This window comes from Sulfurimonas sp., assembly GCF_023228785.1.
Classification (GTDB): Bacteria; Campylobacterota; Campylobacteria; order Campylobacterales; family Sulfurimonadaceae; genus Sulfurimonas.
Genome location: NZ_JALOAN010000010.1, coordinates 59,987 through 71,560, shown reverse-complemented (window position 1 = coordinate 71,560; position 11,574 = coordinate 59,987). Strand labels below are relative to the sequence as shown.

Annotated in this window: 11 protein-coding genes and 1 pseudogene; 4 read left to right on the top strand and 8 right to left on the bottom strand. The window is 36.0% G+C overall.

The genetic code is table 11. The features are described 5' to 3' along the window. The 3 genes and pseudogenes from M0Q24_RS04140 to M0Q24_RS04130 all read right to left on the bottom strand — a co-directional run. Positions 1 to 492, bottom strand: a pseudogene (locus M0Q24_RS04140) (ABC transporter permease); the annotation flags it as partial. Then, the gene (locus M0Q24_RS04135) at positions 489 to 1,634 is read right to left on the bottom strand and encodes an HlyD family efflux transporter periplasmic adaptor subunit (protein WP_295047675.1); all 1,146 of its coding nucleotides are present in this window, start codon (positions 1,632 to 1,634) and stop codon (positions 489 to 491) included. The pseudogene M0Q24_RS04140 and the gene M0Q24_RS04135, both read right to left, overlap by 4 nt. Next, a complete protein-coding gene (locus M0Q24_RS04130; protein ID WP_295047672.1) occupies positions 1,631 to 2,887 on the bottom strand; it encodes a TolC family protein in 1,257 nt (418 codons plus the stop codon). The genes M0Q24_RS04135 and M0Q24_RS04130 overlap by 4 nt, the downstream gene beginning before the upstream one ends. A 350-nt stretch (positions 2,888 to 3,237) precedes the next feature. On the opposite strand from M0Q24_RS04130, the gene M0Q24_RS04125 reads away from it, so the two are divergent. Beyond that, positions 3,238 to 3,894, top strand: coding sequence for a YtxH domain-containing protein (locus tag M0Q24_RS04125; protein WP_295047669.1), 657 nt, complete (start codon positions 3,238 to 3,240; stop codon positions 3,892 to 3,894). Between the two features lie 68 nt (positions 3,895 to 3,962). Here M0Q24_RS04125 and M0Q24_RS04120 read toward each other — a convergent pair whose 3' ends face one another. The 3 genes from M0Q24_RS04120 to M0Q24_RS04110 all read right to left on the bottom strand — a co-directional run bounded on the left by M0Q24_RS04120 (position 3,963) and on the right by M0Q24_RS04110 (position 6,817). Further along, positions 3,963 to 5,285, bottom strand: a complete 1,323-nt coding sequence (locus tag M0Q24_RS04120; protein ID WP_295047666.1) for an aminotransferase class V-fold PLP-dependent enzyme — start codon at positions 5,283 to 5,285, stop codon at positions 3,963 to 3,965. Between the two features lie 14 nt (positions 5,286 to 5,299). Beyond that, entirely contained in the window at positions 5,300 to 6,220 is a 921-nt protein-coding gene (cysK, locus tag M0Q24_RS04115; RefSeq protein ID WP_295047664.1) for a cysteine synthase A, read from the bottom strand. Between the two features lie 180 nt (positions 6,221 to 6,400). Further along, a complete protein-coding gene (locus tag M0Q24_RS04110) occupies positions 6,401 to 6,817 on the bottom strand; it encodes an Rrf2 family transcriptional regulator (RefSeq protein ID WP_295047661.1) in 417 nt (138 codons plus the stop codon). Positions 6,818 to 7,232: 415 nt separating this feature from the next. Here M0Q24_RS04110 and adk point away from each other — a divergent pair, with 415 nt between their 5' ends. Then, entirely contained in the window at positions 7,233 to 7,880 is a 648-nt protein-coding gene (adk, locus tag M0Q24_RS04105) for an adenylate kinase (protein ID WP_295047658.1), read from the top strand. A 174-nt stretch (positions 7,881 to 8,054) separates the two neighbouring features. On the opposite strand, the gene M0Q24_RS04100 is transcribed toward adk, so the two are convergent. After that, positions 8,055 to 9,305 (bottom strand): pitrilysin family protein, encoded by a 1,251-nt coding sequence (locus M0Q24_RS04100; protein WP_295047655.1) that lies wholly within the window; start codon positions 9,303 to 9,305, stop codon positions 8,055 to 8,057. Positions 9,306 to 9,343: 38 nt separating this feature from the next. After that, on the bottom strand, positions 9,344 to 10,402 hold the full coding sequence (locus M0Q24_RS04095; RefSeq protein ID WP_295047653.1) for a quinone-dependent dihydroorotate dehydrogenase: 1,059 nt from the start codon (positions 10,400 to 10,402) through the stop codon (positions 9,344 to 9,346). 73 nt (positions 10,403 to 10,475) lie between these two features. Between M0Q24_RS04095 and M0Q24_RS04090 the strand changes: the two genes are divergently transcribed. Then, positions 10,476 to 11,039 (top strand): DJ-1 family glyoxalase III, encoded by a 564-nt coding sequence (locus M0Q24_RS04090; protein ID WP_295047650.1) that lies wholly within the window; start codon positions 10,476 to 10,478, stop codon positions 11,037 to 11,039. Positions 11,040 to 11,049: 10 nt separating this feature from the next. Further along, entirely contained in the window at positions 11,050 to 11,574 is a 525-nt protein-coding gene (locus tag M0Q24_RS04085; RefSeq protein WP_295047647.1) for a DUF4136 domain-containing protein, read from the top strand.

Sequence of the window (11,574 nt, the reverse complement as noted above, 5' to 3'; positions counted from 1 at the left end):
TACAACTCTGTAGAAGTTTCTTCCAAGTTTTATCCTATCTTCTAGCTCAAAGCCCGTTTTATCACTTACTACAATCTCATAGTGGTCATTTTTAAGCTCACGCCCAGCTATGAGTCTCTCAGGATTGATGGGGTTAAAGCTTCCATAAATATCATAACCAACAGCCACAACTCTAACAGGCTTATCAGCACTTGGGAGTTGAATATTTTGAAAGGTAAGAGCCTCACTTTTGTCGATTCCATTCATAACATAGAGTATGTCTTTGAAGTCTTCATGAACTCTTGAGGGCTCAGCAAAAGGACCTAAAGTGTTCTCTTGAACTATCCATAGATCTGCACCTACATCATTTAGTAAGATCTCAGCCTCAACCATCATCCCACGGTAAACACCAATCATAATAAGAACAATTCCAAGGAGCATACCAACCCCCATAGCAGTTACAATAAACTTTCCAAGAGTGTGTTTTATATCTCTTGCGGCTAAATTAATCATCTAAATATCTTCATACCATCGCTAAGTGGTTTGTTTGAATTTTTATGAATAAGAAGCTCACTATCAACACTAATGCCACTAGAGATGGCAACTTCATCATCATTTTGTGCTAAAACAGTAACAGGAGTAAAGTATGCTTTATTTTCTTTTACAACCCAAAGACCTTTTTTAGACTCTTTTGTACGCATAATAGTGAGGGGAACTTTTAAAACATTTTCATGCTTTGCTGTTTTTATATTTACCTCTGCTTGTTCGTTTATATAAAACTTACTTGGAGTGACACTAAATGCTACTGCAATCTCTCTCTCAAGTGTTACAGCATTACTAATCGCCACAACTCTCTCTACTACACCTTGAAGTTTTTCATCTGGTTTGGATCTTAACACTATAGATGCATCTTGACCGAGTTTTATATTATGAGCTAGTCTCTCATCTACATTTACTACAACCCAGAGTGTTTTTGGATCTACTATTTTAAAGATAGGAGTTGATGGCAAAACATATTGTGCTAGCTCCGCATCTTTTGAAACTATATATCCATCACTTGGAGCGTAGATTTTGAGTCTTTTTAGCTTCTCTTCTGTAGCCTCTATAGTTTTAGCAAGTCTCTGGATTTCTAGTTTTGCAGATGCTATCTTTGCTTTTGCAGAATCCATTTGCGCGCGCATATTTTGTAAATCGCTATGGGCTTTGTCAAACTCTGCTTGAGTTGCGTATCTATCTTCTAGTAATTTTTTATATCGGTTATTAGTGACCAAGATAAGTGACTCTTGAGCTTCTAGGCTCTCAAGATTACTTTGTGAAGTGTGAACTTCATGTGTAGCTTTTTTAAGTGCTACTCTTTGCTCATCTAAGAGCATAGGCAAATCTACAGGGTCAATACTTAGTAGTAGATCTCCCTTTTTTACCCATTCTCCCTCATCAAAGAAGATCTTTTCTATCTTTCCTCCACTCTGTGCAGTAATAGTATAGATGTTCTTTGCATCCACATTTCCAATCCCTTTAACACTTACAAACAGATCCCCATAAACAGGCTTAGTCGTGCTAAAAGTTGATTTTGTTACATATACTTTGTTGTAAAAAACAATAATTCCTAAAGCAATAACTATCGCACCAATACTATATTTTATCCATGCACTCATTGTATGATTCCTTGTAAGTAGTCTAGTCTGTTGATAATGTTATTTATACTAAATTTGGCTTCTAAAAGCCCTAAGCTAGCAAAAAGATAAGTTGAAGATGCATCAAGAACTTCTATGTATGTTGAAAGCCCCTCTTTGTATCTAGCCTCAACAATCTCTTTAGCTGCTTGTGAAGACTCTAACAGCGCTTCTTTAGCTTTTACTGTGTGTTTGAATTTTTTAAGATCAATAATGAGTCTTTGCATCTCATCTTCAAGAAGTAATTTTTTAGAGTTATAACTCTCTTTTGACTCATCTTTTGCAATGCTAAACTGCTGAGTCTGCGCACTCACTCTCCCACCACTATATATGGGAATATTTATAGAAATACCAACCATGGATGTATCATATTCGTTTAGAGTATCTTGATGCGAGTATGATGCTATTGCATCTATAGAGCCATAGTGCCCGGCTTTTGAGGCTTTATATAAAAACTCATCTCTGTGTATCTGTTGTTGTTGACTTTTGGCTTCATAGTTATTTGCTAAAATCTTCTCAAGAAGAGAGTGTGAATCCTCTATATTATTCTCTTTTATTACACTATTATCTTCAAAGGTAGTATTTGGGTCTATTTTTTCTCCCATGTATAAGGAGAGGGTAGAGAGAGCTTTGTTTAGTTCAGATTCTATCTCAGCTAGACTATCTTCTGCAATATACATCGCACTGAGAAGGCTTAGTGCATCTGCCTCAGTTTTTAAACCCTCTTTTACAAATGCTTTTGCTTGATTGTATAGCTCTTCTTTTGTTTGAAGATCTTTTTTTCTTACTTCAAGTGCTTTTGTTTGAAGAAGTACAATGTTGTACTGGATCTTTACACTATAAGCAAGAAGAGCTTTTTGATTATTCAAAGATAAGGATGCAATCTCTTTGTCCTTTTCATAAGCGCTAATTGTAGAGGTAGTTTTAGAAAAATCATAAAGCTTTTGGTTAAGTTGTACACCAGCTTGCCAGCTATCATCTTCTATGGTGCTAAAGCTTCCATTTTGTGGCATAACAAAAGTGTCTATTGGATTGTATTGTGCACTTGCATTGATCTGAGGAAGATAATCAGCCTTTGCAATCCCAACCATAGCCTCAGTTTTTGAGACACTAAGTGAGAGCTTTTTAATATCAGGATGATATTTGAGTGTCTTATCTATACACTCTTTTTGCGATAAGGTGTTTGCTTGGAGTATTAAGCCAAAAAGACATATATGTAAAAACAATAACTTCATTTTATAAAATCCTCTCTCATAAGGTTTGTATTTTGTATCATACATTATTCTTGTGAAGTTATTGTGAATTTACTATAGGAACCTCGTCACACTTCTCCCAACCTCGTCACACCTCTCCTGAGGTGTGACGCATATATATACATTCCACCTCAGGAGAGGATGGAACGAGAAAGAGATGTAGAACTTTAAAGTTGTCAGACTCTCAGAAGTAAGGCTTCTCGGAATCCTACCAATGCTAAATATGTTTTAGGAGTTAAAATAGTGATGATTAAAAACTAACAAAATTCCCAAGTAAACTAATAAAAAATAAGAGTACAATGGTTATATCGTAGTGGTGAAAGGATTATAAAATGAGTGAACAAGAACTTCTTCTCCTGTTTGTAGGAGTAATTGCAGTATGCATGGTTATCATCACTCCGGTTGTCGTTTTCTCTATTGTAGAGCGCACTAAAACCATGTATAAACTAGATACCTTTATTGACCTTGCTCAAAAGGAGTTTTCTACTCTTTCAAAGAATCTTTGTGTCATTACCCAGCAGAGTAGTGATTTACTAAAGAGACTAGCAAATGAGAGCCAATTTTTAACATCCAAGGCTTCTAATGGGATTACTAAGTTAACAACCGCCTCTATCGCATTTAATGCATTGTCACAGTTTTTTAAAGAAAAACCAAAAAATAAAGAGGACAAAATGAACAATAATAATTTACTAGGCTTCACACTTGGCGCAGCTATCGCAGGTGTTGGTGCATATTATGTATTTAAAAACAAAGATGAGATTTCAAAAAAAATCAATAAGTTAGAAGAGAGTGTTTCCGATGAATTTGGAGATTTATTTGATAACGCAAAAGAAAAACTAGAAGGGCTAGTTGATGCATTCCAGTCTACAGCAGAAGAGTTTTTACATGGCGGAACTGTAGATGAGACTAAAGAGTATGAGATCAAGCAACTCGTCAAAAAACTTGAAAAACTTCAAAAAGAGATAGGAGCATTTAGTATAAAAGGTTAATCTTTTATACAAGTGTACCTCTCATGCACAAAGTTAACTTGACTGACTTTGTGCAAAATACTTCTAATCTATCTGCTCTTTAACTCTTTTACTGATATCTTTAAAGCATTAACTAAATTTTCTATACTCTCTATGCTGTGAGTATAATTCACACTAATTCTGAGCCAACTAGGTTTTTCATTTTTGTTTAAAACCTTTGATATGCCAAAGAGATCGTGTCCGTAAGGTCCGGCACAACTGCATCCCGCTCTTGTTTGGATCCCAAAGTTAAGTGAGAGTTTCTCACAAAGCTCATAGGGTGTGATTCCATGAAAGTTTATGGCTAAGATGCCAACACTACTATGAGCTTGATTTTGCCCGTAGATTGTGTGTTCTCCGACATCTTTTAGTGAATCTTTTAATATCTTAAATAACTCAACTTTTCTCTCTTGAATCCTTTTAATACCTATCTCGCCTCTTAGCTGATAAGCAAAAGAAGCTTTGATTAGTTGAAGGATTGCAGGAGTTCCTGCATCTTCTCGGATCTCAATATCGGAGTTAAAAATATGCTCATCTGGCGAGACATAAGCAACAGTTCCACCACCTGCAAAAGTAGGGGATTCTTTATCATTTATAAGTTTTTTTCTTATTGCTAAAAGCCCACAAGTGCCAGGTCCGCCTAGAAGTTTGTGAGGCGATAAAAACAGGGCATCAAATAACTTAGAATCAACATTTAAACATGGCGAAGATGCAGCACTATCAAAAGCTACAATAGCTCCATATCTTCTAAGTAGTTTGGAGATCTCTTCATAAGGAGGGATGATCCCAGTTACATTTGAAGCAGTAGAAAATGCACCTATGATCTCTCTTTCTTTGTTTTTCTCTAATGCATCTGCTAAAAACTCTAGATCTACATTTCCAGTAAGATCTAGTGGAACTCTTAGCGTGTCACATACTCCCTCTCTGTAACTTATCTCATTTGAGTGATGCTCAAATGGACCTATGATGATGAGCGGTTTTTGCATCTGTAGATCTATCTTAAACCTAGATCTAGTAGCTGGTGGGATATACAGCCCTAAGAGTTCTTGAAACTTCTTTATAGCTCCAGTTGCTCCACTTCCACAAGGAAGCAAAACAAAGTCACTCTCAAGCTCAAGATGCCGCTTAAGATTTTCTCTTGCTATGTCGTAGTAAAAAGAGGTAGTCTTTGCATCACTTGCAAACTCAGAGTGAGTGTTTGCGTAAGTTTTTAAAACCTCTTGAAGTCTCTCCTCTATAGGTCCAAATGCAAGTCCTGAAGCTGTATAGTCAAAATAGTTCTCTTTGTTTACTCCAATTATATCTTTTGAGATCTCAGAAAAACTCACATCTGGATCTACAAATGGTCTAAAAATGTCGTTGTTTTTTTTCATATTTTAATTTCCAATTATGAGTACAGAGCAGTACTTAGATATCTCTCTCCCGTATCACACAGTATAGTAACTATAGTTTTTCCTCTGTTGTGCTCTCTACTTGCTACAAGTCTTGCAGCATGAGCATTTGCTCCGGCTGATATACCAACTAAAAGACCATCATTTTTTGCTAAAGCTTTTGAAGTAGCAAATGCATCTTCATCGCTTACTTGTATAACTTCGTTTATGATCTCTGTATTTAAAACCTTTGGAATAAAACCAGCACCGATACCTTGGATCTTGTGAGGTCCTGCTTTTCCTCCTGAAATAACAGGTGAGCTTGTTGGCTCAACTGCTATGATCTCTATGTTAGGATTGTTCTCTTTTAGTGCTTCTCCTATTCCAGTTAACGAGCCACCAGTTCCAACTGCTGCTACTAAGATATCAATCTTCCCATCTGTATCTCTTAGTATCTCTTGAGCAGTAGTGCTTTTATGTACAGCAGGATTTGCTGAGTTGTTGAACTGTTGAGGCATGAAACTATTTTTGTCCTCTTCATTGAGCTCTGCTGCTTTGTCAATAGCACCTTTCATCCCAAGTGCTGCTGGAGTTAAAACTATGTTAGCACCAAGAGCACTAAGGAGTTGTCGTCTCTCTAAGCTCATAGATTCTGGCATAGTAAGAGTTAGTTTTAAACCCTTTGAGGCACAAACCATTGCAAGACCAATCCCAGTGTTTCCACTTGTTGGTTCTATGATAAGAGTCTCTTTATTTATCTTTCCATCAGCTATGCCTGCATCTATCATAGCAAGAGCAATTCTATCTTTTACAGAGCTAGTAGGATTCAAAAACTCACACTTACCTAGAATGATTGTATTTGTCTCATTTGAGATACTGTTTATCTTTACAAGTGGAGTATTTCCAATTAACTCAGTTACATTTTGTGCTATTTTCATAAGTCTATTTCCTTAATATTATTTCACACCCTCAAGGGGTACCTAGTAAAATGAAGGGAACCCTTCATTTATTTGTTACGATGTCGGGAGTAATCCCGCCATCTACGCTAATACCCCAAGGGTACTCCGTCGTGCGCGCTTGGTTTCCTTCGGCAGGAAGCCCTCGGCAATTGTGCCTTTTTATATGTGGTATATAATGTTTTGAGAGTCTTGTTCTAAAAACTCTTCTAACTCTTTTAAAGAGAGTGAAAATATCCCTTTAATTTTCTCTTGTGTATCTTGCCAAAAAGCCTCAAGCATGTTGTTGTTGCTTTTGTTGTCAGTTTGAGCCATACAACACTCTAATGAGTTTAGTATTTCAAACACGCTTATTTCGCTTGTAGGTTTAGATAGTCTATAACCGCCGTTAGATCCTCTAACACTCTCAACCAAAGCGGCTTTTTTTAGAAGAACTAAGATTTGCTCAAGATAGTTTTGAGGAATATCCCCTTTGCTAGCTATATCTTTTATCTGTAACAACTTCTTGCCATCTTCTTCTTTTGCAAGCACTATCATGGCTGTTAAACCATAAGCACCTTTTGTTGAAACGATTGCCAAAACATATCCTTTTTTTTAAAGTAGAAAATAATAACAGATTTATTTTTTAAAGTCAAGTAAGTTTATAGAGATAGTGTAGATTGAGCTTTTTGATTAATTTATAAACTAGATTCCGTGTCAAGCACGGAATGACGGACACGCACGGGAATGACAAGATACACATGGAATGACAAGATATGCACGGAATGATAAGATACGCACGGAATGACAAGATATGCACGGAATGACAAGATACACATGGGATGACAAGACACGCATGGAACGACAAGACGCGTCATCCTGAACTTGATTCAGGATCCAACTTAACAATTGTTCAGAGCATTCATTTACTTTTATTGCTAAAAAAAAGTAAAATTGAGCTTATTTTAAACTCAATACTATATAGTTTTACTAAACAAACGATTAGGAATAGATAATGAGAATTATATTACTCGGAGCACCTGGTGCTGGAAAAGGTACACAGGCAGGATTTTTAACAAAAAAGTTTAATATCCCTCAAATCTCTACAGGTGATATGTTAAGAGCGGCTATAAAAGCAGGCACAGAGATGGGAAAAATGGCAAAAGCTGCTATGGATGCAGGTCAACTTGTAACTGATGAGATAATCATAGGACTTGTAAAAGATCGCATAGCAGAGGATGATTGCAAAAATGGATATCTTCTTGATGGTTTTCCACGAACACTAGCTCAAGCAGATGCAGTTACAGACGCAGGAATTAAAATAGATGCAGTTATAGAGATTGATGTTGCAGATAGCGAGATAGTACAAAGAATGTCAGGCAGAAGAGCTCATCTTGCAAGTGGAAGAACTTACCACTTAGTTTACAATCCTCCAAAAGTTGATGGTAAAGATGACATAACTGGCGAAGATCTAGTTCAAAGAGATGATGATAAAGAAGAGGTAGTTCTTGACCGCTTAAAAGTTTATCATGAGCAAACAGAGCCACTTATAGGCTACTACAAAGAGCAAGCTTCTAAGAATGATTCACTAAAATATATCACAGTTGATGGAACAGCTGATATCGCAGATGTTGAGACTTCTATAGTTTCACAATTAGGTTAGATCGGAATTTTGAACTTTAAAGCCTAACAGTGCGAAGCTAAAGCATCGCTTCCCAAAAAGATGCTTTAGCTTGAAGCTTGTTAAGCTTTCGGAAGCGAGGTTTTAACCTCGTAGATAAAGTTTAACAGTAACTTAGTCCTTCAAAGCCCAAACGGATTTCGAGGCTCAAAGTTCCTACTTCTTAAGTATAATAGTCGTTGACTTCTTAAAGTCAAAGTACTTCTTCGCAACTTCTAAAACTTCTTTTGAAGTTACTTTGTTTATATTTTCTTCATAAGTTAAAAGCGGAGTTAGATCTCCACGAACCAAATAACTACCGAACAAATTTGCAACAGACGATGAACTCTCCAGCGAGTAAATAAAATCTGCTTTTGTGTTGATCTTAACTTTGTCAAGTTCAGCCTTAGTTACTTCACTCTCTTTCATTAGATCTATTTGCTCTATTAAGATCTTCTCAACATCCTCAGCTTTTACACCAGGGTTACAAGATGCTAAAAATATAAAAAGACCTGGATCTATGTTTTCCATATTGTAGGCATATACCTGATTTACTAGGTGCCTTTTATCAACTAACTCTTTGTATAGTCTTGAACTCTTTCCAGAGTAGAGGATCTCAGAGATCACACTAAGTGTTACTTGATCTCTGCTTTTAAAGTCAGGAACATGAAAAGCTATAGCTAAGAGTTCAACTTCGCTTTCTTTATGAATAGTAACTCTTTTTGCTCCATCTTGAGGAGGCTCTACAAACTTAAACTCAGGAATCTTAGTTCCATTTTCTATGTGAGAAAACTCAGCCTCAGCTTGTTTGAAAACATCTTTTGGATCTATGTCACCTGTAACCATTAAAATGGCATTGTTTGGTTTGTAGTAAGTTTTGTGAAAATCTTTTATATCGTCAATAGTCCATGTTTGAATGTCATTCATAAACCCTATCGGAGTCCAGTGGTATGGGTGGTAAACATATGCGTTGTTAAAAAGTGAGAAGTATAAGTAACCAAGTGGAGAGTTTTCAGTTCTCCAACGTCTCTCTTCAGCTACAACATCACGCTCAGGTTGAAATTCATCATCTTTTAGATTTAGATTTTCCATAAGTTCAGCATAGAGTTTCAAAGATTTACTAAGATTGTTTGTGCTTGATTTTATGTAGTAGTGAGTGTAGTCAAAGCTCGTTGAAGCGTTGTTTACTCCGCCTATGCTTTTTACTTCTTTGTCAAATTCACCAGACTTTAGGTTCTTTGTAGATTTAAAATTCATATGCTCTAACATATGAGCAATGCCCGTTTTTCCCATGATCTCGTTTCTACTTCCAACCTTGTAAAAGATGTCCGTAGAGATCACATTTGTAGAATTTTGCAGTGGAATTACAACTATCTGTAGTCCATTTTTTAGTGTTTTTGTCTCATAATGAGGTAGTGATGATGCCATTAATGTCCCTAAAGTTAGTAAGAATGCTAAGAATATTTTCATGCTCTATCTGCACCTATAGCTTCTGTAATATTTGTATATCCATCAGCTTTTATAAGCTCTATAAGCCCTTTGTTTATGTTCATAACTAGATCTGGTCCGTTAAATACTAATGAACTATAGACTTGAACTAAAGATGCTCCAGCTTTTATACGTCTGTAAGCTTCCTCTGCGGAGTCAATCCCGCCAACTGAGATAAGGGTAGTTTTACCATAAAGTTCTTTTGCAATAGCCTCAAAGACCTCAAAACTCTTCTCTTTTAAAACTTCGCCACTTAGTCCGCCTATATCTTTTGGATCTTTTACAAGTGAATAGTCTACAGTTGTGTTAGTTGCGATGATGCCATCAGCACCTTTTTCAACTGCCATCTTAGTAAGTGCTACTGCATCTTCTTTTGTCATATCAGGCGCAATTTTAAGAAGTATTGGCATATCTGTAAGTGCTTTTGCTTCTTTGAAAAGTTCTGTGATAAACTCTTCGTTTTGTAAATCTCTAAGTCCTGGAGTATTTGGAGATGAGATATTTATAACAAAGTAATCACCCAAACCATCAAAAGTTTTTATGAGTTTTGTGTAGTCACTTATGGCATCTTTTTCTGTAGTTGTTTTGTTTTTACCAATATTTACACCTATTGGAGTTGTAAATGGGTAGAACTTTTTAAGTCTTTTTTGAATCTTTAATGCGCCATCATTGTTAAAACCCATAGCATTTTGTAGAGTTTTCTCTTCTATGTGTCTAAACATTCTGGGCTTTGGATTTCCATCTTGTGCAAGAGGTGTGATAGTTCCTATCTCGCTAAAACCAAATCCTAGGATCTGTATACCGCGAAGCATAGTTGCATTTTTATCAAATCCAGCTCCAAGACCAACAGGGTTTAAAAACTCTCTGTTAAAGAGTTCTTGTTTTAAAGCGTCATCACTCACAAAGTGAGACTCTAAAAAAGAGTTAAATGGCATCTGACATATATTTGCAACCCTTAGTGCAGTCTCCGCTAAAAGGTGAGCCTTTTCTGGATCTAGTTTAAAAAGCCAAGGTTTTATAGTTTCATAATTTATCATCTTTTTAAATTTGCCTTTGTAAAATTTTTTCGATTATACTATTATTAGAATAACATAACGATAAAGGAATTTTATGAAAGTTTTAGTACCACTAGCTACTGGGTTTGAAGAGATAGAGGCTGTATCTATTATAGATGTTTTAAGAAGAGCAGAAATTGAAGTTTTGGTAGCTTCTCTTAATGGGGCAAACGCTGTAAAAGGGGCAAACGGCATAAGTATTGTAACTGATATAAATATCAAAGATGTAAAGGTTAACGAGCTTGATATGATAGCACTTCCAGGTGGATGGGATGGAACTCATGCCTTAGCTGATGATGAAAATGTGCAAAATATACTAAAAGAGATGGATAGTAAAGGTAAAAATATAGCAGCCATCTGTGCGGCTCCTTATGCACTTCATAGAGCAGGGGTTTTAAAGCAAAGCTATACTTGTTATCCATCAGTAGAAAAAGAGATAAGAGAGGAGGGCTATGTAGGAGATGGTACAATGGTTGTTGAAGATGCAAATGTCTTAACATCTCGTGGACCTGCAACTGCTATGTGTTTTGCTTTAGCTATTGTTAAAAAATTAAAGGGCGAAGAGACTTACCAAATGGTAAAAAATGGACTCTTAGCGGACTTTTGTGAAAAAAAATGATGAGAAAATTATGAAACATATTATTATATTACTTAGTGCTTTAGTGCTTTTTGTAGGTTGTTCGACTCTAAAAATAAGTAGGGATTATGACGATACTTTTGATTTTTCTAAACAAAAAAGTTTTGTTATTAAACATGAAGATAAAGTCGGTAAAGATACACTTTTATACGACAGAATCATTGACTCCTTAGAATCAAATCTGCAAGCTAAGGGTTATAAAAAGAGTTCCAAAGAGGAGGAAGCTGACCTTATCTTTGTATTTCATATAGATATTCAACAGAAAAATGATATCCAAACAAGCTACCAGATGATGGGTTTTGGTATGTATAGGTATGGCGGAGCTGCGGTTTCAACTACAAATACTCACAGTTACGAAGAGGGCACTTTAATTATAGATGCACTAAACCCAAAAAATAAAAAGATAGTTTGGAGAGTTACAGGAATACAAGAGATAAAAGATAAGAAAACTCCTCAAAAAAGAAAAGAGTATATAGACTCTGCCATCACAAAGATGATGAGTACTTTTCCAAAGTAG

What these genes read in the sequence shown, in the direction of transcription:
- M0Q24_RS04085 (WP_295047647.1), top strand. Translation starts at nt 11,050, where the DNA reads ATGAAACATATTATTATATTACTTAGTGCTTTAGTGCTTTTTGTAGGT.
- M0Q24_RS04135 (WP_295047675.1), bottom strand. Translation starts at nt 1,634, where the DNA reads ATGAGTGCATGGATAAAATATAGTATTGGTGCGATAGTTATTGCTTTA.
- M0Q24_RS04090 (WP_295047650.1), top strand. Translation starts at nt 10,476, where the DNA reads ATGAAAGTTTTAGTACCACTAGCTACTGGGTTTGAAGAGATAGAGGCT.
- M0Q24_RS04100 (WP_295047655.1), bottom strand. Translation starts at nt 9,305, where the DNA reads ATGGCATCATCACTACCTCATTATGAGACAAAAACACTAAAAAATGGA.
- M0Q24_RS04095 (WP_295047653.1), bottom strand. Translation starts at nt 10,402, where the DNA reads ATGATAAATTATGAAACTATAAAACCTTGGCTTTTTAAACTAGATCCA.
- M0Q24_RS04125 (WP_295047669.1), top strand. Translation starts at nt 3,238, where the DNA reads ATGAGTGAACAAGAACTTCTTCTCCTGTTTGTAGGAGTAATTGCAGTA.
- adk (WP_295047658.1), top strand. Translation starts at nt 7,233, where the DNA reads ATGAGAATTATATTACTCGGAGCACCTGGTGCTGGAAAAGGTACACAG.
- M0Q24_RS04130 (WP_295047672.1), bottom strand. Translation starts at nt 2,887, where the DNA reads ATGAAGTTATTGTTTTTACATATATGTCTTTTTGGCTTAATACTCCAA.
- cysK (WP_295047664.1), bottom strand. Translation starts at nt 6,220, where the DNA reads ATGAAAATAGCACAAAATGTAACTGAGTTAATTGGAAATACTCCACTT.
- M0Q24_RS04120 (WP_295047666.1), bottom strand. Translation starts at nt 5,285, where the DNA reads ATGAAAAAAAACAACGACATTTTTAGACCATTTGTAGATCCAGATGTG.